We start from the raw sequence: 23,179 nt of genomic DNA, 5'->3' as shown, positions 1-23,179 counted from the left end.
CGAACCACCTCGTTTTATCCGTATAGCGTGATAATGATAAATAGATGAAACTTTTTAGCCATGTTATTAATGGCGAAAAAATACGCCCACCGAAAAGACAAATTTCTAAATAGCACTTTTTGCATGTTGAAACGTTAAGGCAATCCGGGGTTCGTCAACTAAACTGAGACACTGAGTATCCTGATTTGATGTTGTAAGGTAATTCTGAAGGAATAGAATGCGCATGTAAAAAGTAGTGTTATCTCATCGCCGATGGCGCTTTTTACAGGGAATGGCCTTCAGACGCATCTGGAACGCCATCACTCAATATCGTAAAAGAGTGTTTTGTATTTTATTGTTTTATCTAGGGAAATATCATGCAGTACTTATCGCTGGACAAATATAAAAATGGTTTCCTGTTGGTTGCTCGTATTTTACTGGCAATCCTGTTTGTGTTATTTGGCTGGCAGAAAATGATGGGGTTTGAAGGCACTGTGGGCTATATGGCGTCAGTTGGCGCACCGCTGCCGCAGCTTTCCGCGATTATTGCCGTTATTGTTGAGCTGGTGTTCGGCTTACTCATTGTTGCCGGTTATTTCACCCGCCCACTGGCGCTGCTTCTGGCCGTCTACACTGTGGCAACGGCAATTATCGGCCACCCTTACTGGAGCATGACCGGAATGGACCAGTACATGGCAATGACCAATTTCTTTAAAAACGTGAGTATCTGCGGTGGGTTCTTGCTGCTGGCTTTCACCGGCCCGGGTAGCTATTCACTCGATCGCAAATAACACATGGCATTAATGGTCTATCCTTGATGCAATAATAATACCTACAGGCCCATAAGAGGCCGAAAGGTTAATGACTCATATTGCCATTCGAACGATTTTGTTGGAATGGTAATATTCTTTTATTGGCTAGGTATTTTCTTATTCGGTAGCGTGTGCAAATTAATTGAAGGGATGTGTGACAATGTCGAGCGAGAAAACGAACAGTTCGAGACGCGACTTTCTGGTCAAGTCGATGACGTTAATTCCTGCGGTAGTGGTGGGCGGCAGCAGTGTTGGCGCCCTGGGGATGGTTGAAAACGCCGTCGCCGCAGAAAGTAAGCCTCACTCAGCGCCCGATCAGGGTGAGTGGACACCACGGTTTTTTAACAGTGATGAGTGGGCGTTTGTAAAAGCCGCTGTCGCGCGGCTTATTCCTGCGGATGAGCGGGGCCCTGGCGCGCTGGAAGCAGGCGTACCTGAGTTCATCGATCGCCAGATGAATACGCCGTATGCCACCGGCTCCATCTGGTACATGCAGGGGCCATTTAACCCGGATGTGCCGAAAGAGATGGGTTATCAACTTCCGCTGGTGCCAAAGCAAATCTATAACCTGGGCATTGTCGAAGCGAATGACTGGTGTCGCCAGCAGTATGGCAAACCGTTTGCCGAACTGGACGCTGCTAAACAGGATGCCGCCCTGAGCCAATTTGAATCGGGCACTGCCAGCTTTAAACAGCTTCCCGCTTCTCTGTTCTTCTCCTACTTACTCCAGAATACCCGCGAAGGATTCTTCAGCGACCCGATTCATGGCGGTAACAAAGGCATGGTGGGCTGGACGCTGATTAATTTTCCCGGCGCGCGCGCCGACTTTATGGACTGGGTTGAACGGGGCGAGCGTTACCCCTTCCCGCCGGTATCAATTAATGGGGAGAGGGCATAACGATGGCAACAGTAATGAAAAAAACCGACGCGGTGATCGTCGGATTCGGTTGGGTTGGCGCGATTATGGCCAAAGAACTGACCGAAGCCGGGCTGAACGTGGTGGCGCTGGAGCGCGGCCCGATGCGCGATACCTGGCCGGATGGCGCATATCCGCAGGTTATTGATGAGCTGACCTACAACATTCGCCGCAAGCTGTTCCAGGATCTCTCAAAAAGCACCGTCACGATCCGTCATAACACCAGCCAGACCGCCGTTCCGTATCGTCAGCTTGCGGCATTTCTGCCGGGCACCGGCGTGGGTGGCGCAGGGCTGCACTGGTCGGGCGTTCACTTCCGCGCAGATCCGATCGAATTGCGCATGCGTAGCCACTATGAAGAGCGCTACGGTAAGAATTTCATTCCGCAGGACATGATCATCCAGGACTTCGGCGTCACCTACGACGAGCTTGAACCCTTCTTCGACAAAGCCGAAAAAGTCTTCGGGACATCGGGAACGGCGTGGACGGTGAAAGGCAAAGTGGTCGGTAAAGATCGCGGCGGCAACCCGTTTGCGCCGGATCGTTCAGACGATTTCCCGCTGCCAGCCCAGAAAAATACCTGGTCTGCACAGTTGTTCGAAAAAGCCGGGCGTGAAGTGGGCTACCACCCGTATAACCTGCCGTCAGCGAATACCTCCGATTCTTACACTAACCCTTACGGCGCGCAGATGGGGCCGTGCAACTTCTGCGGCTTCTGTAGCGGTTATGCCTGCTACATGTATTCCAAAGCCTCTCCAAACGTGAACATTTTGCCTGCGCTGCGGATGGAAAAACGCTTTGAACTGCGGACCAACTCCAACGTACTCAAAGTCAATCTGACCGATGATAAAACCCGCGCGACGGGCGTGACCTATGTCGATGCGCAGGGGCGTGAAGTTGAGCAGCCTGCCGATCTGGTTATCGTGGGCGCGTTCCAGTTCCACAACGTCCACCTGATGCTGCTGTCGGGCATAGGTAAGCCTTACAACCCTGAAACCGGGGAAGGTGTGGTAGGGCGTAACTTCGCTTATCAGAACATGACGACGATTAAAGCTATCTTTGATAAAGACACCTTCACCAACCCGTTTATCGGAGCAGGTGGTAACGGCGTCGGTATCGATGACTTTAACGCCGATAACTTTGACCACAGTGAAGTCGGGTTTGTCGGCGGCTCACCGTTCTGGGTGAACCAGGCCGGTACCAAACCGATCTCCGGCCTGCCTGTCCCTCCGGGCACCCCGGCATGGGGGAGCAAATGGAAAGCGGCGGTGGCTGATACCTATACGCACCATCTGTCGATGGATGCCCACGGCGCGCACCAGTCCTATCGTCAGAACTATCTTGACCTCGATCCTAACTACAAAAACATCTACGGCCAGCCGCTGCTGCGTATGACGTTTGACTGGCAGGAAAACGACATCAAGATGGCGCAGTTCATGTTCGACAAGATGGCGCCTATCGCCAAAGCGATGAACCCGAAATACATGCTCGGCAGCCCGAAAAATGCCAATAGCCATTTCGATACCACCAGCTATCAGACCACCCACATGAACGGCGGGGTGGTGATGGGCGAAGACCCGAAAACCAGCGCGGTGAACCGCTATCTGCAAAGCTGGGATGTGCACAACGTGTTCGTCATTGGCGCATCGGCCTTCCCGCAGGGGCTGGGATATAACCCGACAGGGACGGTTGCCGCGCTGGCGTATTGGTCAGCAAAAGCGATCCGTGAACAGTATCTGAAAAACCCAGGCCCACTGGTACAGGCATAAGGAAGGCAACGATGAAAATTCAACTGTTATCGGCGCTGGTGCTGGGCGCGCTGAGCTTCGCAAGCTTCGCGCAGGATGCGTCAACCGACAGCAATCTCATTCGTCAGGGGGAGTACCTGGCGCGGGCGGGCGACTGTGTGGCGTGCCATACCAACGGTAAAGACGGGAAACCGTTCGCCGGTGGCCTGCCGATGGAAACACCGATCGGCACCATTTATTCGACCAACATTACGCCGGACAAAAAGAACGGTATCGGCGATTACACCTTCGAAGAGTTTGACGATGCGGTACGCAAAGGGGGCCGCAAAGATGGCTCAACGCTGTATCCGGCAATGCCATTCCCGTCGTTTGCCCGCGTGAGCGAAGCGGATATGCGGGCGATGTACGCCTACTTTATGCATGGCGTGGAGCCGCAGGCTGAGCCAAATCGCGACTCTGATATTCCGTGGCCGCTCTCAATGCGTTGGCCACTCTCCATCTGGCGTCTGATGTTTGCGCCAACGCCGAAAGACTTCGTCATCAATCCCAACGCCGATCCGGTGCTGGAACGTGGTCGTTATCTGGTGGAAGGGCTGGGGCACTGTGGCGCATGCCATACGCCGCGTAGCCTGACCATGCAGGAAAAAGCCCTGAGCGAAAAAGACGGCGATAACTATCTTTCCGGCAGCAACAGCCCGATTGATGGTTGGGTGGCGTCCAGCCTGCGCGGTGAAAATCGCGATGGACTGGGCACCTGGAGCGAAGCGGAACTGGCGGAATTCCTGAAAACCGGGCGTAACGACAAATCCGTAGTCTTCGGCGGCATGAGCGATGTGGTGGAACACAGCCTGCAATATCTCTCTGACGATGACATTACGGCGATTTCCCGCTACCTCAAATCGCTGCCGCCGCGCGACGGCAAGCAAACGCCTGCGCCTGTTGAAGACAGCGTGGCGAAAGATTTGTGGAAAGGGAACGACAGCAAGCCTGGTGCGTCGCTGTACGTGGATAACTGCGCAGCCTGTCACCGTACCGATGGCGTAGGCTACAAACGCGCCTTCCCGTCGCTGAAAGGCAACCCGGTGGTGCAGACGGAAGATGCCACCTCGCTGATTCACATCATCCTCACCGGTAGCACGACGCCGGCGGTGAAAGGGGCGGTCTCCAACCTGACCATGCCGTCATTCGGCTGGCGTCTGGACGATCAACAGGTAGCGGACGTAACTAACTTTATCCGCACCAGTTGGGGCAACAACGCGCCTGCGGTCAGTGCATCGGATGTGGCGAAGGTGCGCAAATCGCTTTCTCATGACGAAAAAGCGATGGGCAACGCCGATATCTCCAAACTACCAACGCCGTAATGGACAAACGGGGAGCCTCGCTCCCCGTTAAAGGGTTTTTCATGCTGCACGCAAATCAACTGACCTGCGTCTACGAGGAACGGGTGCTATTTGAGTCGCTGTCTTTCACGGTAGAGTCCGGGGAAGTGGTGCAAATAGCGGGTGCCAACGGCTCAGGTAAAACCTCTCTGCTACGCCTGTTAGCCGGACTGACTCAGCCCGACAACGGTGATGTGTTCTGGGGCGGTGAACGGCTTTCGCGCGCGCGTGACACGTTCCATCAACAGCTGCTGTGGATTGGGCACAAACCGGGCGTCAAAACCGCGCTCACTGCCGAAGAGAATCTGCGCCTCTTTTATCCTCGCTCGACGCTTGAGGAGCGGGAAACGGCGCTGGCGGCGATAGGTCTGGCAGGATTTGAAGACTTGCCGCTGTTTCAGCTCTCGGCCGGGCAGCAAAGACGCAGCGCGCTGGCGCGGCTGTGGCTAAGCGATGCCGCGTTATGGATCCTCGATGAACCGCTGGCGGCGCTTGATGTGTCAGCGATTGAGATACTGACCCGTCGGCTGGAAACACACGTGCACAGGGGCGGCAGCGTGGTACTGACCACCCATCAACCGCTGCGTTCGCTTAACTGCCCGTTACGCGTCTTAACGTTATCCGGCGGGGAGGCGTACGTTTCATGATCCGCACGATTTTTCTCTGCGAGCTGCGCCTGGCCTGGCGACGGGGCGCGGACATCCTCAACCCGCTGTGGTTTTTCCTGATTGTTATCACGCTGTTTCCCTTTAGCGTGGGGCCGGAAAGCGCCCTGCTGGCGCAAATCGCGCCGGGCGTGATTTGGGTCGCGGCGCTGCTGGCCGCGCTGCTGGTGATGGACCGCTTATTTCGCGATGACCTGCTGGATGGTTCGCTGGAGCAGCAATTACTGCTGCCGACGCCGCTCCCCGGCGTGGTGATGGCGAAAGTGCTGGCACACTGGATGATGACCGGGCTACCGCTACTGCTGGTTTCACCGCTGGCGGCGTTGCTTCTGGGGATGAACGCACACAGCGCAGGCGTGCTGTTTCTGACGTTACTGCTGGGTACGCCAACCCTGAGCTTTATTGGTTCGGTCGGCGCGGCGCTCACGGTGGGGTTGAAACGCGGTGGCGTTCTGCTCAGTTTACTGGTGCTGCCGCTCTCTGTTCCGATGCTGATTTTTGCTTCCGCCGCGTGCGAAGCGGCCGCTGCGGGTCTACCCGTTGATGGCTATCTCGCGGTGCTGGGCGCTTTTCTGGCGGGGAGCGCGACGCTATGTCCGTTCGCCACCGCTGCCGCATTGCGGCTTTCCGTTTAACGGGCCTGTTTTCACCAGGAAGGGCAATTTTATGTGGAAATTATTACATCAACTGGCGATACCGGAGCGGTTATACACGCTCTGCGGCCGCTGGCTTCCGTGGCTGGCAATGCTCAGCGCGCTGTTGCTGATTGTCGGGCTGGGGTGGGGGTTCATCTACGCGCCAGCCGATTATCAACAGGGTGAAAGCTACCGCATTATGTACGTGCATGTACCGGCGGCAATGTGGTCGATGGGGATTTACGCCATGATGGCGGTAGCGGCGTTCATCGGCCTGGTCTGGCAAATGAAAATGGCTGACTTAACGCTTATCGCTCTGGCACCGGTTGGCGCAGGTTATACGCTAATCGCTCTGGTGACGGGGGCGGCCTGGGGTAAACCGATGTGGGGCACCTGGTGGATCTGGGATGCGCGCCTGACATCTGAACTGGTGCTGCTGTTTCTTTACGCCGGGATAATCGCATTGTGGAACGCCTTCGATGACCGACGCCTTGCCGGACGCGCGGCGGGGATCCTGGCACTGGTCGGGGTGGTTAATTTGCCGATTATTCATTACTCGGTTTTATGGTGGAACACTCTGCATCAGGGTTCCACCAATATGCAGCAGACCATTGACGTCAGCATGCGTATACCACTGCGGTTGTGTATTTTCGGTTTCCTCTGCCTGTTTATCACCTTAACGCTGCTGCGTCTGCGCAACCTGATCCTCTGGCAGGAGCGTCGTCGTCCATGGGTGGCGACGCTCGCCCGCAAAGGAGACGCGCAATGACGCCTGCTTTCTCATCATTCGCCGATTTTCTGGCGATGGGCGGCTACGCCTTTTATGTCTGGCTTTCGCTGGCAACGACGCTGGTTGTGCTGCTGGGGCTGGTGGGGTATTCGCTCTGGCAACATCACGCGTTATTACAGGCTGTGCAGCGCCAGCAGCGTCGTGAGCAACGGCTTCGCCACGCGCGAGAAAACATGAACAAGGAGCAGGCTGATGCAGGCACGTCGTAAAACTCGCCTTTATCTGGTACTGGCCGTGCTGGCCGGGCTCGGGCTGGCGGTTACCCTCGTGCTGTACGCCCTGAGCACCAACATCGACCTGTTCTATACGCCAGGGGAAATCCTCAACGGCAAAAATGAAACTCAGGAAAAGCCGCATATCGGCCAGCGCCTGCGCGTGGGGGGCTATGTTGAAGCGGGTAGTATCAAACGTGATGATAAAACCCTGGATGTCACCTTCCGCCTGTACGACGCGCGCGGTGCGGTCTCGGTGAGCTATAAAGGTATTTTGCCGGATCTGTTCCGCGAAGGGCAGGGGGCGGTAGCGCAGGGTGTTCTCGACGGTGAACGTCATATTACCGCGCAGCAGGTGTTAGCGAAGCACGATGAAAACTACACGCCGCCGGAAATTCACAACGCCATGGCCACCGCGCCAAAGGATACTCGACAATGATGCCGGAACTGGGCAACTTTTTACTCTGTCTGGCATTAGGGCTTGCGCTGCTGCTGGCGATTTACCCACTATGGGGCGCGTATCGCCAGAGCCGCTGGCTGATGGCGCTGGCGCGTCCCTTAAGCTGGGGGCTGTTCTTCGCGATCCTTGCCGCGTTCCTGGTGCTGGTGCACGCCTTCGTGGTCAACGATTTCACGGTGCGTTACGTCGCGGATAACTCTAACGTTGCGCTGCCCGTCTGGTATCGCGTCGCGGCCACCTGGGGGGCGCACGAAGGCTCACTGCTGTTATGGGTGCTGTTAATGAGCGGCTGGACCTTCGCCGTCGCAGTGGGCAGCCGCCGGATGCCGCTGGACGCCGTCGCCCGCGTGCTGGCGGTAATGGGCATGATCAGCGCCGGTTTCCTGCTGTTTATTCTGTTCACCTCTAACCCGTTTACCCGCGGGCTGCCGGAATATCCCATCGACGGGCGCGATCTCAATCCGCTGTTGCAGGATATCGGCATGATCTTCCACCCGCCGTTGCTTTATATGGGCTACGTCGGTTTCTCGGTGGCGTTTGCTTTTGCGATTGCCTCGCTGCTGGCCGGGCGACTCGATACCGCCTGGGCGCGCTGGTCGCGCCCGTGGACGCAGGCGGCGTGGGTATTCTTAACGATGGGCATCGTGCTCGGCTCGGCGTGGGCCTATTACGAGCTGGGCTGGGGCGGCTGGTGGTTCTGGGACCCGGTCGAAAACGCCTCGTTTATGCCGTGGCTGGTGGGGACCGCGCTCATGCATTCCCTGGCCGTAACCGAAAAACGCGGCAGCTTCCGCGCCTGGACGGTGCTGCTGGCCATCAGCGCGTTCTCGCTGTGCCTGCTGGGCACCTTCCTGGTGCGCTCCGGCGTGCTGGTGTCGGTGCATGCCTTCGCCTCCGATCCGGCGCGCGGTATGTTTATTCTGGCGCTGCTGGTGTTGGTTATCGGCGGCTCGCTGCTGCTCTATGCCCTGAAAGGCGGCAGCGTGCGGGCGCGGGTGGAACACACATTATGGTCGCGGGAGTCTTTCCTGCTGGGCAATAACATCTTGTTGATTGCCGCCATGCTGGTAGTGCTGCTGGGTACACTTCTGCCGCTGGTGCATAAAGAACTGGGGCTGGGGAGTATTTCCATCGGCGAGCCGTTCTTTAATTCCCTGTTTACCGTACTGATGGCGCCGTTTGCACTGCTGCTGGGCATCGGCCCGCTGGTGCGCTGGCGTCGCGATGATGCGAAAAAACAGATTAAGCGGCTGGTCATTTCGCTGCTACTGACGCTGGTGTTGTCCATTGTTTTGCCGTGGTGGCTCCAGGATCGCATCGCCGCAATGACGGTCATTGGTCTGATGATGGCGCTGTGGGTCTTTATCTTCGTGCTGATTGAGCTGCATGAACGCGCCACCCATCGCCACGGTTTCTGGCGCGGGTTGACGAAACTCTCTCGCAGCCAGTGGGGTATGGTGCTGGGGCATATTGGCGTGGCGGTGACCGTCACCGGAATCGCTTTTAGTCAAAGCTACAGCGTCGAACGCGATGTGCGCATGAAGGCGGGCGACAGCATTGATATCCACCAGTATCACTTCGTCTTTAAAGGCGTGCGCGACATTGTCGGGCCGAACTGGTTTGGCGGGGAAGGGGTTATCGACGTCACCCGCCATGGCCGTCCGGAAGCCACCTTATATGCGGAAAAACGCTTTTACAGCGCCAGCCGCATGATGATGACCGAAGCCGCCATTGATGGCGGCCTGACGCGCGACCTCTACGCGGCGCTGGGTGAAGAGCTGGATGACGGCAGTTGGGCGGTACGTCTTTACTACAAACCGTTTGTCCGCTGGATCTGGTACGGCGGCGTGCTAATGGCGTTGGGCGGGCTTTGCTGCATGCTCGACCCGCGCTACCGGATGCGGAAATCACGTCAGGAGGTCACTCATGACGCGTAAGGCGCTTTTTCTACCGCTGGCGCTGTTTCTGGCGCTGGCCGTTGCACTGCTCTGGCAATTAATGCGTAACGCGGGCGGGGATGATCCGACGTCGCTGGAATCGGCGCTTATCGGCAAGCCGGTTCCCGCTTTTCGTCTTGAATCGCTGAATAATCCCGGTGAGGTGTACGATCGTTCAGTGCTGGTCAGCGGGAAGCCGCTGCTGCTCAACGTCTGGGCAACCTGGTGCCCAACCTGCCGCGCGGAGCATCAGTTCCTGAATCAGCTCTCTGCGCAGGGCGTGAGAGTGGTGGGGATGAACTATAAAGACGATCGCCAGAAAGCGGTCGACTGGTTGAATCGCCTCGGTAACCCTTATTCTCTGAGCTTGTTTGACGGCAACGGTATGCTGGGGCTGGATCTCGGCGTCTACGGCGCGCCAGAGACATTTCTCATTGATGGGCAGGGCGTAATTCGCTGGCGTCATGCGGGCGCGCTGGACGATCGTGTCTGGCGGGAACAGCTGGCACCACTCTGGCGGCAATACAGTCAGGAGGCGTCATCATGAGGCGCTGGATACTCGGTATTGTCGCGCTGCTGCTGGCCTGCAATGCGCTGGCGGCCATCGACACCTGGCAGTTCAAAGATGACGCCCAGGAGCAGACGTTTCGCGAAATCACCTCCCAACTGCGCTGCCCGAAATGCCAGAATAATAGCGTGGCTGACTCCAACGCGATGATCGCCGCCGATATGCGGCTGAAAGTCTATGAACTGCTGCGCCAGGGGCAGAGCAAACAGCAGATTATTGACTACATGGTGGCGCGCTACGGTAATTTTGTCAGCTATGAACCCCCCGTCACGCCGGGGACGATTGCCCTGTGGCTGATTCCGGCGCTGTTTATTGTGGCGGGTGCGACGGTTGTGGTGACACGCACCCGGCGACGCATGACGCAGATCGATACGCTCAGTGATGACGAGCGCGAACGCCTGGCTGCCCTGTTAAACAAAGAGAAAGATCTATGACCCTTTTTTTAATCGTCGCCGCGCTGCTGCTGGTAGGCGCACTCGCGCTGCTGTACTTCCCGTGGTCTTCGCGCGACGACGTCAATCACGATGCGCTGAACCGCGCGTTTTATCACTCTCGCCTGCGGGAAATTGAGCAGGAAGCGCCTCAGGATCGCGATGCGATGGTGGTGGAACTGCAACGTACGCTGCTGTCAGATATTCCCGAAACGGCCTCGCCAACCGTACGCCCCCAAAGCCGCTGGCTGCTGCTGCCCGGCGCGCTGGCGCTGGTGGTAATCAGCCTCGGCGTGTTTCTGAAAACGACCGATATCGGTGAAGTGCTGACGTTACGTCTGGCGCAGAATGAACTGCCTGGTCTTATACAACGTGCGTTAAATCCTGCTGAGCGGCCATTGCGTACGGATGAAGTGGAACAACTGGGGCTCGGCCTGCGCAGCCGCGTTCAGACTTCGCCCGACGATCTGGACGCCTGGCGTTTGCTGGGGCGGGTGGGCATGGTGCTCAATAACGGTGACATGGCAATAGGCGCGTATGCCCGAGCCAGCCAGCTCGCGCCAGATAGCCCGGCCATTGCGCTGGATTACGCCGGTGCCTTATTGTGCATCGGCGATGAAAGCGCTAACCGACAGGGCGAAATGAAGCTGCATGAACTGCTGAAAAAATACCCCGATAGCCTGCGCGCGGCAGCAATGAACAGCACTCAGCCGCCGCTTAATCTGGTGAATAACAGCGGGATGCGCTGCGATGTGATGGTGCACCGTTTCATCGATATCCTGGCGCGGGGCGGTAAGCCGTAACAAACGTGCAGCCTGAGGCGTTGACGCTTACAATGATTAGCGTTAATTGACGGATGTATTGTGCATCCCGAACCTGGTGAAATAATGCAGTTAGAAGATATCCGAATTTTTGTCACAATCGTGAATATGGGAAGCTTTACGGCAGCGGCGGAACATTTGCAGCTGTCGAAACAATATGTCAGCCGACGCATGGCGGCGCTGGAGAAAAAAGTCGCCGCCCGTTTACTGGTACGTAATACGCGAAAGCTGTCGGTAACCGACACCGGGCAGGTTTTTTTTCATCACGCGCAGCGTATTCTCGAAGAGGTTCATGAAGCCGAACAGGTTATTTCCGCTCGTCAGCAAAAACTGACGGGCTCTTATCGTATCAGCCTGCCAATGATTTATGGCGTGCGCCGCCTCGCGCCGCTGGTGGTGGAATTTCAGACCGCGCATCCGGAATTAGCGATGCATATCGATATGAGCGATCATTATGTCGATGTGGTCGGCGAGGGCTACGATATGGTCCTGCGGATTGGCAATCTGATGGACTCCACGCTCATCGCACGTTGTCTGGGAAAACTGGCCATGGTGCTCTGCGCCAGCCCGGACTACCTGAAGGCACACGGCACGCCGCGCACCTGCGACGATTTAAGCCAACATAATTGCCTGTTATACGGGCGCGAAGGACAGCTCGGCTGGAAATTAAAATCGGGCGGGGCGGTCAATACCTTCGCGGTAAAAGGCAGCCTGAGCAGTAATCATGGCGAAGTGATCCGTGACGCTGCCGAGGCCGGTGTCGGCATCGCGCTGCTGCCCACGTTTATTGTGGAAGATGCGCTGCGTCAGGGCACCCTGGTACAAATATTACCTGAATGCTCTCCACCGCATCTCACCCTTAGCGCGTTGTATCCCAAACATCGGCAGAATAGCGCGGTGACACGCGTATTGCTCTCTTTCCTGGCAGAAAGGGTGGCAGGGATAGTGGATGAGGATGAGAGTGATGAAATATAAATCGCGGTTTCTGAATGTGGAACAAAATGTCTCTGATTTAGGCTGCGCCGTTATAGAGGTTAACGGAATTGCCCCTCCTCATCGTCGAGTGCAGGATGCACAGGTATTAGTTTGTGAACATGATGCTCCGGTTGTCTTACTCAATATTTATGTAGAAGTTGATGCGGATGGGTTTATTACGACAAGTTGCTTCAAAGAGATTTTAAGCAATGATGACTACGTTGTTGTTCTCTGCGGCCAGCATGTCCATATTCTGGATATAGCCAGCCAGAGCGTTGAAAGCCTGTATCTCAACGATTATGTTGGGCATATCTATGCGGTACCCGATTATACAGAGGATACACTCAGTGAGAACTTCCTTGTGACAACGTATAGGTTTGTCTTCTTAATAAATGTCGCGCAAGGCATTTTGTGGAAATCAGAGGAGTGTGGCATTGATGGCGTGTTGATTCATGGTATTTCCGACAATATTATCTTTGGCTCAGGTGATTGGGATCCTCCCGGTGGGTGGGAAGATTTTGGGCTTTCGTTGATAAATGGTAAGCCATGCAATGTTGCTATTAGTGATTGAATGTCCTTTTTCAGGCGTAGAGAGGACTTAAAGAAATGCCGCGAGGTAGGCTATGAGTTGTGAGTTCAACTGATGGACGCAACACACTTATTGCACCGTTCTGCGGATAATTCACAGGTTTGTCCGATGAGTGCAGATATAACCGTTATGGTCTTGTTGTTTCTGATCTTCGCCAGTACAACAAAACGGGAATGACATTCTCATTGAAGTTTTGGCACTCAATCTATCCAGAGTACAGGTTCACCAATGTAAGTGTGTGTGCAGCAGCGACAAGTCACCTTAACATCCTTTCTAGTAATTGCAGGGTTTACCTGTTGCAGAATTCCATTCTCATTAACAAACAGACCCGGATAAAAACTGCTTTCGCCAATGCAGACTAAATCCCTTTGCTGGTGCTCATGTAGCGCGACCAAACAGAATACAGGCTCAGTGGTATCAAGACGTCCACATACTTCGCTGAATATTTCATCCCACGGTTTGCCAATCTGTTTGATCAAAAAATAAAACAATGGTGTGTAGTCTCGACCACGCTTCTGTCTGCCATGCATTGTCTCGCGCTTTGCCAGTAGTTCATCTCCGACTTTTTTACAATTGCGTTCCCAGCGATACTCAGCACCTGGATTATTAGAATGGTGCCGCGTAGTCGTATTGACGCTGCGATACAGTTTACGGGACTTTTTCAGTTGGTGAGTACGCATAGCTCGATCTCGTGCAGCCATTATTCTGTGAGTCAGTAACCCCTGCTGGAGCTAGATTCAATAGCTTATAACTGCATAAAAAATGGTCATGTTTAAAGGCAGTCTCATTCTGCTGAAATACCTTCCCGCTGACAACTACCAAAAGTCCGCTTCTGGCAGGAAGCGGACATATCAGTTTTGCCTTGCCCCAGGCCTCTGAACACGTTGAGCTTATCTGTCAGCGGCTACCTGCTGCTGAGTCTTTTTCGCCGGTGCGGCTTTTGACTTGCTGCTGGAGTAAATGAAGAACAGCGCGATACCCAGGCAGACAATGGCGCCGAGTCGGCTCATCGAAAACGGAATCGACGCATTGCCCAGCCAGCCGAAGTTATCGATCAGCATGCTCATGGTCAGCTGGCCAAAAATGACGGCGACCGTGGCAACCGCAGCGCCAATGCGCTGGATCGCCAGTACCATAATGACGATGTACGGCACGCCAAACATTGCGCCCAGCAGTTGCCATTTAGGCACGTCCATCAGGGTCAGGGCGTGTTTGGGTTCGAAGAAAAAAATAAGCAGCCCCGTCACCAGCGCGCCGACCGAAAAAGTCAGGAACGCGCTTTTGAAAACGCCGACCTTGCTGCCCAGTTGACCGTTGATAGCCGCCTGGATACTCAGCATGGCACCGCCAGCGACGGCGAGAAGAATCATGATAATAGTCATAATGTTACTTTACCCCTGTGCAACCATAACCAGCGCTGCAATGATGAAAATCAGCGCGATGATACGTTTACTGTCAATTTTTCTGTGCGGCGTACCGAGCAGGCCGAAGTGGTCAATAATCAGGCTTTTGAAGACCTGGCCTGCCAGTATGCCGATCATCGTCATGGCGATGCCGATTGCCGGCGTTACCACGGTCAGGATGATGACATAAATCGGCCCAAGCACGCCGCCCAGCAGCTGCCACGCAGGCTGCGCAAAGAATGACGGGCTGTTACGCGGGCTGAAGAAAAGCATCAGCAGGAAGGTCAGCGCCGCGCCCACGCCAAATACGCTGAAGGTAGCCCAGAGGTCACCGACCTCCCCGCCAAGTGGCCCGAGCAATCCTGCCTCTACGGACAGTCCCATGCCTCCGGCAATTACGATAAAAATCAATATCAGTTGCATAGCAATCAGTCTCCGGTTGTCCAGGCGGGGGAGATTACGACTTAACATGGATGAGAAAAATGCCATAATGAGATAAACACTTGTGCAGGATATGCATTAATGAATGAGCCTGGGAACATCAGCATTCGCGCTCTGCTGATCTTTATAGACGTTTATGAGACGCAGAATTTCTCTGTGGTGGCGCGGCGGGAAGGGATATCTGCCTCTCAGGTGTCGCGCGTCATCCATCAGATGGAGGATGCGCTCGGCCAGCAGCTCTTTTACCGCAATACCCGGGCGATCATCCCGACGGAAAGCGGCCATCTTTTTATCCGCTATGCGCGGGCCATGACGGGCAGCCTGGAGGAGGCGCGGCGGGAACTCAACGAGAGAACGCTTGAGCCTTCCGGAAGGGTCCGCATAAACGCCCCTGTGTTCTTTGGACAACGACATGTCGCGCCCGCATTACCCGGCCTGACGGAGCGATATCCGAGGCTCAGTATCGAGCTTACGCTGACCGATGATTATGTCGATCCGCACCGGGAACCGGCTGACGTGATTTTCCGCATTGGCACGCTGACGGATTCCTCATTTCATGCGCGCGTGTTTGGCCAGCAGTTCTATCATCTTGCCGCGTCAGCGGATTACATCCGTCGGCACGGTATGCCTGAATCACCTGAAGAGCTGGCAGGTCATAAATGTCTGGTTTATCACGGCTCGTCAGGTCCAAACCGCTGGCTGCTGCGCAGGCACCCAGAGGAGTGGGTGCACTATCCCGTCTCGCCCCTGATGTCATCCAATAATGCGGAATCGCTGCTGATTGCCGCACTCGGCGGAATGGGGATTGTGCTGTTTCCTGACTGGCTGATTGGCGACCGGCTGAAGAGCGGCGAGCTTGTCGGGCTGCTGCCGGAGCTGGACGCGTCCATAAAAACGGATCCGCAGCACATCGCGGCAATCTATCCGAATGCCCGCCACCCTCCGCTGAACGTGCGGGCAATTATCGATTACTACATTGACGTGTTCGGTTCACCGCTTTACTGGCAGTCTGAATAAGATAACCGATTTTATTGCTCGTCCTGAAAACGGCTCTGACGCATTGAATTTCGCGACGCTCACGCCTTCAGCTCGCAGTCGGCGGGGCAAACGGTATTAGCCTCACCGGTCTCATCGAGACCGGTGCATCTTGCAATGCAATCGCTCTTTTCACCAATAATATGTATGGTGGCTATTTAATAATTAATTATTATCCGGTATTGGATATCTCAATTCTATATCTGGTGCATCAGCTAAGTGCCTGCCTGAGCGGGCCATTAGATAGCCTGCAATCTCTTCTGCACTAAGTTCACTGTGTAACATTTCAGCGTTCTGGAACCAACTATCTGGCCAAAATATGAGATCAGATGGATTACCATCAAAATTACACTCAAGTAATGAAAGAGCGAAGTCTTGCTCGGATTCCTTGCCCTCGCAGGCACAAATGAAATTGATTATTTGAATCAATTCTACCCACGTAAAGTCTGGGTAAAATTTTTCCTGGTTAAAAGCCATTCGGGTAAATTCACGGGCACTGGTCCAGGAGGAAAAATCCCTGAAATCAGAAAATGCATAGGGGCACGCAACTTGATTGTTCCATTCAACCATCATAGCCATCAGAACAGGATCTTCCTGATTGGCACCCTCATCAATTTTAGCAAGTATCATCTCAGCTTTTTTTGAGAGTTCGGCTATCTTTTTACTACTGACTTTAGTTGGTTGCATCCTTTCCGGTAGCGGCATTGTCTTAATCCCTTTAGCGTTAGAGCATCAAATGTATTGGCTATAAATAATACTACTACGGCAGAAGCGGTACTATCATAGTCCGCTTCTGGACTAAAGCAGGCACATCAAGCCCTCATGTCACACCAACGCTTACGGCAAAAAATACCCTGGCGTTTTACCTACAATGGCCCGAAAGGCGGCGGAAAAAGCGGCCGGGCACGAGAAGTCAAGCTGGTAAGCGACCTGCTTAACAGGAATGCCGTTTGCGAGAAGATCCAATGAAGCACAAATTCTGGCCCGTTGCTTCCATGTTCTGAAGCTGAACCCGGTATCCTTGATAAAAAGCCGTGAGAATGTGCGTTCGGACATATTAGCAATATACGCCAGGTCGCTCATTGTTGCTTCCCAGCGATGGCTAACCAACAATTCCTGGGTTGCACAGTACAACCGTTCATCCCGCGGCATGGGAAGTTCCGCGGCTAAAGGGGCTGCCTCACTTAAAATCTCCAGAAGTAACAGCGCCATTTTTCGTTGGCTCGATGGGTTATATTCCTGGCTAAAGAGTGCCTGAATAAGTTCTTTCACCAGAGGCGTGGCGGTTATGACATGTACATCGTGACTTTTGGTGAAATTCGAACACTCGGCGATAAGACTACTGCTGAAATAGACCGATTGCAGGTCTGTCTGTGATAACAGGTGATAGCTGTGGATTTGCAGAGGCGGAAGCCATAATGCGCGTTGCGGCGGTATGACCCAGCGATTGCCTTCGGTTTCAACGAGCATCACGCCCCTGGAGGCAAACAGTAATTGCCCTTCAAGATGATGATGAGAGGGATCTGACTCACCGCGCTGATAGCGTATTGCCGTGCCGGACCAGCCGACACGTTCATCATGCCTTGGCGTTTTATCTATACTTCCTGGCATTTAAGATTCAACTCCTGCGCTTATGATGATGGCGTCATCCTCCCTTAGCCAGAACCAGACGGGCTCGATGAGGTGGTATCCATAATTATCATAAGTATTACAGGAGCATATGCAAATGAGAGTTCACTTCATCGTTCACGAGAGTTTTGAAGCACCAGGCGCTTATGAAACGTGGGCAAGGGAGAAGGGCCATGACGTCACTTATTCACGCGTTTATGCCGGTGAAAAACTCCCAACGGATACCGGCGACATTGATTTGTTGATTGTAATGGGCGGCCCGCAGGACCCGAGCGTGACTACTGACGAATGCCCCCATTTTGATGCAAAAAGTGAACAAACCTTTATTGCTTCTGTCATCGGATCAGGACGCGCCGTAATCGGAGTCTGTCTAGGCTCGCAGTTGATTGGCGAAGCGCTTGGCGCGCCTTTTGCGCACAGCCCGGAGAAAGAGATTGGCAAATTCCCGGTTTATCTGACGAAGGATGGCAGCAAGAGCGAGATGTTCAGTCATTTTGGCCCAATGCTTGAGGTGGGGCACTGGCATAACGACATGCCCGGCCTGACGGGTGATGCGGTCATTATGGCTTACAGTGAAGGATGTCCACGTCAGATTGTGGCTTATTCCGATCGCGTTTACGGTTTCCAGTGCCATTTGGAATTGACGCGAGAAGTCGTTGAAGAACTTATTGCTCATTCAGCATCGGAGCTAAGTCGTTTCGCAGAATATCGTTTTGTCGATACGGTGGAGAAACTTCGGGCACATGATTACAGCGAAATGAATGCGGCTTTGTTTATCTTCCTGGATAAGCTTGAAGCGCACTGCTCCCCTAAAATCGAAGCCAGAACCTGGTGACAGACATGAGCAAGGCGCTGAAAGAGAGTAAAAGATTGACAGGTTTCATGTTTAGATGGTTGTATTATGCAACTATATAAACAAGGGCAATGTTAATGAATCCAGAATTGCAGACCATAAAAAATGTACGTGAAGCCTCTCGTTTAATGGTGCGCGAGTTGGGTTTTATGAACCAGACGCTGGCGGCGACGGATTATCCTCCTTCCGCCGTTCACACCCTGCTTGAAGTTGAAACGTATGGGGCCATATCAGCGGCTCAGTTGGTACAGATTCTTGGGCTGGAGAAATCCAGCGTGAGTCGCATGCTCGCAAAGCTTGTCAAAGCGGGTGAGCTGGAAGAAAGACCTTACGCAGAAGACGCGAGGACGAAACTGTTAAATCTCACCGAAAAGGGGAGAAAGACTGTCCAGACCATCAATGCTTACGCTGACGACCGTGTCACCGCCGCACTCGAAAAACTGGATCCCTTTACCCAGATAACGACCTCACAGGGGCTTTCATCATATGCCTGCGCCCTGAAAGCCAGCCGCGAAAATACGGAGGTCAACGCAAGCAATAGCGTCAAAATTGTCACGGGCTATCATCCGGGAATGATTGGTCGCATTGCCGAAATGCATGGCGGCTATTATGCAAGGGAGCATAACTTCGGCGTTATTTTTGAATCGAAGGTTGCTGCGGGCCTTGCTGATTTTTCCGTCCGCCTTGATAAGTCCTGCAACCAGATTTGGTTGGCAATGGTAAACGACAGAATAGTCGGCTCGGTAGCCATCGACGGTGAGGATCTGGGAAATAATGAAGCCCATTTGCGCTGGTTTATCCTCGAAGATGGATGTCGTGGCAGCGGGTTGGGCAGAAAACTCATTGCAGAGGCGATGGCATTTTGTGTTGAGCAGCGGTTCTCTTCGGTACAGCTATGGACATTTAATAAACTGACAGCGGCAAGACGCTTGTATGAATCATTTGGCTTTACATTGTCGAAAGAATGGGAAGGCGACCAGTGGGGGAGTACCATTACGGAGCAACAGTTTACCCGAAAAATTACCTGAGCTTTACTGACTCCTTATTCTTTTAAATATGGATGGGTTGGCTGACGTGTTTTGGCTTTCTCTCTGTTTCATACTTAGCGAGTAAGATCAATAAACGGCACACCGTCTGGCACCTCTGGCGACTGAAAGTAGGGCATAAGGTCTGCTATGAGCGAGAAACGGGTGCTGACTATCCTCGCTAAATGGCAGCACTAACGGACACATCCTTGTATATCTATGTGCCAGGCTAACTGTGCGTTAAATAAATACAAAGTCGATTCCCCTGCCATTGGATTAAGAGAAGGAATAAGGAAAACTCAATGATTACTCTATGCAAAGCATGCGGTACGTCCTATGAGACGAAAGGTTCTTATCCAGATAATTGCAACATCTGTGAAGATGAGCGCCAATATATCCCTTCGACTGGGCAAAAATGGATCGATTTTAACGCCCTTTGTGCTTCACATACCAATACATGGAAACAACACGATAACGCTCTTTTTAGCATCCGTACCGTTCCTGATTTTGCCATCAACCAGCGTGCGTTTATTCTGCGAACCCCGGAAGGCAATATTCTGTGGGATTGCATTGCCACTCTCGACGATGCCACAAAAATGCTTATTTCATCCATTGGCGGTCTAAAGGCAATAGCGATATCGCATCCCCATTACTACACCACAATGCAAGATTGGGCTGAAGAATTTAGCGCCCCGATTTATCTTCATGCCAATGACAGTAAGTGGGTAATGCGCGACAGTCCCTGGATTAATTTTTGGGAAGGCGACACTTTTGCTCTGACCCGTGACGTTCACGTGATACGTCTTGGTGGGCATTTTGCCGGTGGCTGTGTTTTGCATTGGGCGCGAGATGAAGGCGTAGTGCTTTCCGCCGACATTATTCAAGTCACCCCAGGTGCGCACGCCGTCTCCTTTATGTGGAGCTACCCCAATTTACTGCCATTACCAGCAACAACCGTCAGTGACATTATTCAGCGACTGGATAGGGTGAAATTTAAGAGACTGTACGGCGCGTTTGAAGGAAAAGATATTACTGAAAATGCTGATGATATCGTGCGTTGCTCAGGGAAAAAGTATATTTCCTGTCTCGGATAGTTATCCGTGAATAAGTTACGCTTACGGTGTCAGGCAAAACCCAATCGTAAGCAACGCCTTGCTGGCGATGTAAAGTTAACAAAATGTTTAATATTTAAATTGGGCAAGAGCATCTATAGTTTCAGACACGTTGAATGTTATGGAACAGTATCTATGAAAAAAATAATCGTTGTTGCCTTATCCCTGTGTAGCCTGAATGCATTCGCCTCCCCTGAAGGTACTCTCAGCGTTCATATTCTGAACCAGCAAACAGGTTTACCGTCCCCTGGAGTGAAGGTTGTGCTGGATAAACAAGAGGGAATGAGCTGGAAGCATATTGCCGATGGAAAAACCGATGCAGGTGGCCGCATTAAGTCACTTTATCCCGCAGACACCGATATGACACCGGGGATTTACAGAGTGACATTTCAGACAGGGGACTATTTTAAAAGCCAGAAAATGGAGACATTTTTCCCAGGCATCCCGGTAACGTTCAACGTTTCTAAAAACAATGAAAAATTGCACATCCCTCTTCTGTTGAGTCAATACGGTTATTCAACTTATCGCGGTAGCTAATTCGCTGAGTTTAAGGATAAATTCCGATGGATACGGCAAGTTGTCGCTGCGGAGTCTGCCATGTAGCGCAGTAAACGACCCGTTGTACGGTTAGCAATATCGGCGACCAACACCGCCGCCGATATCCTCACCCGTTACAAATCCGGACCTTTTTTCCCTTCCTCAATAAATGCTTCATCAAGCTCTTCGGCATTACCTTCATGATCGCGGCCAGAGAACAGATTCCAGCTTGCAAGGAACAGGGCGGCAATTAATGGGCCGATGACGAAGCCATTAATCCCGTAAATTTCCATACCGCCAAGCGTGGTGATCAGAATCAGGTAATCGGGCATTTTGGTGTCTTTGCCGACCAGCAGGGGGCGCAGAATATTGTCGACCAGGCCGACGATAATCACAAAGAAGCCGATAATAAACAGCGCTTGCCACAGCTGGTGGGTGGCGAAGAGGAAAATCGCCGCCGGGACCCAGACAATGGCTGAACCCACGGCAGGTACCAGCGACAGAAACGCCATCAGCGCGCCCCACAGGATACTGCCGTCGATGCCGACAATCGCGAAGGCGATACCGCCCAGTGCACCCTGAACAATAGCGACGACCGCCGTGCCTTTTACCGTGGCGCGCGTTACGCCGACAAATTTGGCGAACAGGTGCTGTTTCACAAAGTCGGAAAGCGGCAGTGAATCGAGAATCTGATTAACCAGATAGGGCCCATCTTTGAGCAGGAAAAAGAGCAGATACAGCATGATGCCGAAACTGATGGCAAACCCGAAGGTGCCTTTACCAATCAGGAAAGCGCTGCCCGCAAGATATTGCCCACCCTGCAATGCCACTTCAGAGAGTTTTTTCTGGATCTGCGCGGCATCGTCCAGGTTGTGCTCCGTCAGGAACCCGCGCGCCCAGTCCGGAAGATGCGAGAATATCGCAGCTACCACCTCCGGGAACTGCGTATTGTTCTGCTGTAGCTTGGTGTAAACCACATTCAGTTCGAAGGCGAGCGATGAGAGAATAATCATCAATGGAATGAAAACGATGAGGCAAATAATCACCAGGGTGAGCAGCGACGCCAGCCCGTTACGATCTCCCATCGCATCGCGCAATTTGTTTTTTACCGGATAGAAAATAACGGTTAATACCGCCGCCCATAAAATGGCGGAGAAGTACGGTGACAGCACATCGAAGAAAGCCCAGGTGACAAGGGCCAGAATGAAGAGAAAGAAACCTTTGGTAAGTCCATTAAAGCGCATTAGTAAATCCTGTAGCTGAAAGACTGTAACGACTATAGAACCGTACAGACGATTTACCAACCTAAATACCCTCAGGGGTTAATAAAGTTGCGAAATACCTCAATGGGATGAAATAAAGGATAAAAAGCAGTTTAATACCCGGCTAACCTCGCGATTTTTCAGCCATACCATCATGGTATTGACGTTGCCGATGTGCGGCGATATAGAGTGGCAGCGAATGGGGAAACTTGTTTCGTACTGTTTTACGACGCTCTCAGGTAATAATGCAATGCCCATCCCGGCGCTGACGCAACCAAGAATGGCCTGAAAAGAGCCAAATTCCAGCGGTTCGGCATAATCGATATTTTGCAGCCGCAACCATTGCCCAAGTCGCGAACGATAATTACATCCTTTTACAAAGACGAGTGGCCTTGTCACCTCAAGGTCGGCTCCCGTCACGACATGGCCATGCTCGGCGGCGGTAACTAAAACCAGGGTTTCCTGACACAGCACCTGTGTTTGTAGCCTTGAATTGTCCACATGCAATGCCTGATGGTCAGCGACGAAGGCAATTTCAAGTTCACTATTCAGGATCTGCTGAACCAGCACATCTGTAGGTGATGTTTTTAAGTTCAGTTCAACAGAGGGCATTTCACGATGAAAATTCGCCAGCAAAGCAGGAAGCCGGACGGCAGCAGTGGTTTCCATTGCGCCGATGCGCAGAGGGCCAGCCGCCTTTGTTCCCTGCATGGACAATTCAGCTTCGTCTAATAGCGCGAGGATTTTGTTGGCATAACGTAGCAGCAGTTCGCCTTCAGGGGTGATGTGAAGCCGGTTCTTCTCACGAATAAACAACGACACATCCAGACTGGACTCAAGCTGCTTGAGCCGCGTTGTGACGTTTGAAGATACGCAGTGCAGGTTACGGGCTGCTGCGGTGATAGAGCCAGTTTCCGCGACAGTTTTAAACAAATTTAACGAGGTACTGTTCATCGTGTCTGTTA

General features: G+C 53.2%; 27 protein-coding genes. 20 read left to right on the top strand and 7 right to left on the bottom strand.

Annotation, left to right across the window (positions count from 1 at the left end; all coding sequences use genetic code 11):
* Positions 1-356: 356 nt before the first annotated feature.
* From G163CM_RS09110 to G163CM_RS09040, 15 genes are all read left to right on the top strand, one after another.
* Complete coding sequence (locus tag G163CM_RS09110; protein WP_015965035.1) at positions 357-770, top strand: DoxX family protein; 414 nt, start codon at positions 357-359, stop codon at positions 768-770.
* 181 nt (positions 771-951) lie between these two features.
* Positions 952-1,689, top strand: coding sequence for a gluconate 2-dehydrogenase subunit 3 family protein (locus G163CM_RS09105; protein WP_231827789.1), 738 nt, complete (start codon positions 952-954; stop codon positions 1,687-1,689).
* Between the two features lie 2 nt (positions 1,690-1,691).
* The gene (locus G163CM_RS09100) at positions 1,692-3,476 is read left to right on the top strand and encodes a GMC family oxidoreductase (RefSeq protein WP_231827788.1); all 1,785 of its coding nucleotides are present in this window, start codon (positions 1,692-1,694) and stop codon (positions 3,474-3,476) included.
* Positions 3,477-3,487: 11 nt separating this feature from the next.
* A complete protein-coding gene (locus G163CM_RS09095) occupies positions 3,488-4,816 on the top strand; it encodes a c-type cytochrome (RefSeq protein ID WP_231827787.1) in 1,329 nt (442 codons plus the stop codon).
* 41 nt (positions 4,817-4,857) lie between these two features.
* Positions 4,858-5,481, top strand: a complete 624-nt coding sequence (ccmA, locus tag G163CM_RS09090) for a cytochrome c biogenesis heme-transporting ATPase CcmA (protein ID WP_231827786.1) — start codon at positions 4,858-4,860, stop codon at positions 5,479-5,481.
* On the top strand, positions 5,478-6,134 hold the full coding sequence (gene ccmB, locus G163CM_RS09085; RefSeq protein WP_231827785.1) for a heme exporter protein CcmB: 657 nt from the start codon (positions 5,478-5,480) through the stop codon (positions 6,132-6,134). The genes ccmA and ccmB overlap by 4 nt, the downstream gene beginning before the upstream one ends.
* A 31-nt stretch (positions 6,135-6,165) precedes the next feature.
* The gene (locus tag G163CM_RS09080; RefSeq protein WP_231827784.1) at positions 6,166-6,903 is read left to right on the top strand and encodes a heme ABC transporter permease; all 738 of its coding nucleotides are present in this window, start codon (positions 6,166-6,168) and stop codon (positions 6,901-6,903) included.
* Positions 6,900-7,133 (top strand): heme exporter protein CcmD, encoded by a 234-nt coding sequence (gene ccmD / locus G163CM_RS09075; protein ID WP_015965028.1) that lies wholly within the window; start codon positions 6,900-6,902, stop codon positions 7,131-7,133. The genes G163CM_RS09080 and ccmD overlap by 4 nt, the downstream gene beginning before the upstream one ends.
* The gene (ccmE, locus tag G163CM_RS09070) at positions 7,117-7,575 is read left to right on the top strand and encodes a cytochrome c maturation protein CcmE (RefSeq protein ID WP_231827783.1); all 459 of its coding nucleotides are present in this window, start codon (positions 7,117-7,119) and stop codon (positions 7,573-7,575) included. Before ccmD ends, ccmE begins: the two co-directional genes overlap by 17 nt.
* The gene (locus G163CM_RS09065; RefSeq protein ID WP_231827782.1) at positions 7,572-9,533 is read left to right on the top strand and encodes a heme lyase CcmF/NrfE family subunit; all 1,962 of its coding nucleotides are present in this window, start codon (positions 7,572-7,574) and stop codon (positions 9,531-9,533) included. Before ccmE ends, G163CM_RS09065 begins: the two co-directional genes overlap by 4 nt.
* Positions 9,523-10,080: a DsbE family thiol:disulfide interchange protein gene (locus G163CM_RS09060; protein WP_231827781.1), complete on the top strand. Its 558-nt coding sequence runs from the start codon at positions 9,523-9,525 to the stop codon at positions 10,078-10,080. The genes G163CM_RS09065 and G163CM_RS09060 overlap by 11 nt, the downstream gene beginning before the upstream one ends.
* Positions 10,077-10,535, top strand: a complete 459-nt coding sequence (locus G163CM_RS09055; RefSeq protein ID WP_231827780.1) for a cytochrome c-type biogenesis protein — start codon at positions 10,077-10,079, stop codon at positions 10,533-10,535. The genes G163CM_RS09060 and G163CM_RS09055 overlap by 4 nt, the downstream gene beginning before the upstream one ends.
* Entirely contained in the window at positions 10,532-11,335 is an 804-nt protein-coding gene (gene ccmI, locus G163CM_RS09050) for a c-type cytochrome biogenesis protein CcmI (RefSeq protein WP_231827779.1), read from the top strand. Before G163CM_RS09055 ends, ccmI begins: the two co-directional genes overlap by 4 nt.
* A gap of 84 nt (positions 11,336-11,419) precedes the next feature.
* Entirely contained in the window at positions 11,420-12,328 is a 909-nt protein-coding gene (locus G163CM_RS09045; protein ID WP_231827778.1) for a LysR family transcriptional regulator, read from the top strand.
* Positions 12,318-12,899, top strand: coding sequence for a hypothetical protein (locus tag G163CM_RS09040; protein ID WP_231827777.1), 582 nt, complete (start codon positions 12,318-12,320; stop codon positions 12,897-12,899). The genes G163CM_RS09045 and G163CM_RS09040 overlap by 11 nt, the downstream gene beginning before the upstream one ends.
* A gap of 218 nt (positions 12,900-13,117) precedes the next feature.
* On the opposite strand, the gene G163CM_RS09035 is transcribed toward G163CM_RS09040, so the two are convergent.
* From G163CM_RS09035 to G163CM_RS09025, 3 genes are all read right to left on the bottom strand, one after another.
* Entirely contained in the window at positions 13,118-13,597 is a 480-nt protein-coding gene (locus G163CM_RS09035; RefSeq protein ID WP_231827776.1) for a hypothetical protein, read from the bottom strand.
* A gap of 210 nt (positions 13,598-13,807) precedes the next feature.
* On the bottom strand, positions 13,808-14,299 hold the full coding sequence (locus G163CM_RS09030; protein WP_231827775.1) for a DMT family transporter: 492 nt from the start codon (positions 14,297-14,299) through the stop codon (positions 13,808-13,810).
* A 9-nt stretch (positions 14,300-14,308) separates the two neighbouring features.
* Positions 14,309-14,743: a DMT family transporter gene (locus G163CM_RS09025; RefSeq protein WP_015965014.1), complete on the bottom strand. Its 435-nt coding sequence runs from the start codon at positions 14,741-14,743 to the stop codon at positions 14,309-14,311.
* Between the two features lie 99 nt (positions 14,744-14,842).
* On the opposite strand from G163CM_RS09025, the gene G163CM_RS09020 reads away from it, so the two are divergent.
* The gene (locus tag G163CM_RS09020) at positions 14,843-15,778 is read left to right on the top strand and encodes a LysR family transcriptional regulator (RefSeq protein WP_231827774.1); all 936 of its coding nucleotides are present in this window, start codon (positions 14,843-14,845) and stop codon (positions 15,776-15,778) included.
* Positions 15,779-15,961: 183 nt separating this feature from the next.
* Here the strand turns inward: G163CM_RS09020 and G163CM_RS09015 are convergent, their stop codons facing one another.
* Together G163CM_RS09015 and G163CM_RS09010 are read right to left on the bottom strand one after the other, a co-directional pair.
* A complete protein-coding gene (locus G163CM_RS09015; protein WP_231827773.1) occupies positions 15,962-16,501 on the bottom strand; it encodes a hypothetical protein in 540 nt (179 codons plus the stop codon).
* A gap of 132 nt (positions 16,502-16,633) precedes the next feature.
* Complete coding sequence (locus G163CM_RS09010; protein WP_231827772.1) at positions 16,634-17,407, bottom strand: AraC family transcriptional regulator; 774 nt, start codon at positions 17,405-17,407, stop codon at positions 16,634-16,636.
* Positions 17,408-17,522: 115 nt separating this feature from the next.
* Between G163CM_RS09010 and G163CM_RS09005 the strand changes: the two genes are divergently transcribed.
* The 4 genes from G163CM_RS09005 (at position 17,523) to uraH (ending at position 20,952) form a co-directional block, all read left to right on the top strand.
* Positions 17,523-18,260 carry a type 1 glutamine amidotransferase gene (locus G163CM_RS09005; RefSeq protein ID WP_231828351.1) on the top strand — a complete coding sequence of 246 codons (738 nt, stop codon included), beginning with the start codon at positions 17,523-17,525 and terminating at the stop codon, positions 18,258-18,260.
* Between the two features lie 95 nt (positions 18,261-18,355).
* Positions 18,356-19,306 carry a bifunctional helix-turn-helix transcriptional regulator/GNAT family N-acetyltransferase gene (locus G163CM_RS09000; protein WP_231827771.1) on the top strand — a complete coding sequence of 317 codons (951 nt, stop codon included), beginning with the start codon at positions 18,356-18,358 and terminating at the stop codon, positions 19,304-19,306.
* Positions 19,307-19,605: 299 nt separating this feature from the next.
* Positions 19,606-20,397 carry an MBL fold metallo-hydrolase gene (locus tag G163CM_RS08995; RefSeq protein ID WP_231827770.1) on the top strand — a complete coding sequence of 264 codons (792 nt, stop codon included), beginning with the start codon at positions 19,606-19,608 and terminating at the stop codon, positions 20,395-20,397.
* Between the two features lie 153 nt (positions 20,398-20,550).
* Positions 20,551-20,952, top strand: coding sequence for a hydroxyisourate hydrolase (gene uraH, locus G163CM_RS08990; RefSeq protein WP_231827769.1), 402 nt, complete (start codon positions 20,551-20,553; stop codon positions 20,950-20,952).
* 134 nt (positions 20,953-21,086) lie between these two features.
* Here uraH and G163CM_RS08985 read toward each other — a convergent pair whose 3' ends face one another.
* On the bottom strand, positions 21,087-22,196 hold the full coding sequence (locus tag G163CM_RS08985) for an AI-2E family transporter (RefSeq protein ID WP_015965008.1): 1,110 nt from the start codon (positions 22,194-22,196) through the stop codon (positions 21,087-21,089).
* A 99-nt stretch (positions 22,197-22,295) separates the two neighbouring features.
* Positions 22,296-23,168 carry a LysR family transcriptional regulator gene (locus G163CM_RS08980; RefSeq protein WP_231827768.1) on the bottom strand — a complete coding sequence of 291 codons (873 nt, stop codon included), beginning with the start codon at positions 23,166-23,168 and terminating at the stop codon, positions 22,296-22,298.
* Positions 23,169-23,179: the final 11 nt, after the last annotated feature.

The organism is Pseudocitrobacter corydidari (assembly GCF_021172065.1).
GTDB lineage: Bacteria > Pseudomonadota > Gammaproteobacteria > Enterobacterales > Enterobacteriaceae > Pseudocitrobacter > Pseudocitrobacter corydidari.
Note: the sequence above shows the minus strand (reverse complement) of the source record. Positions and strands in the feature narration are given on the sequence as shown.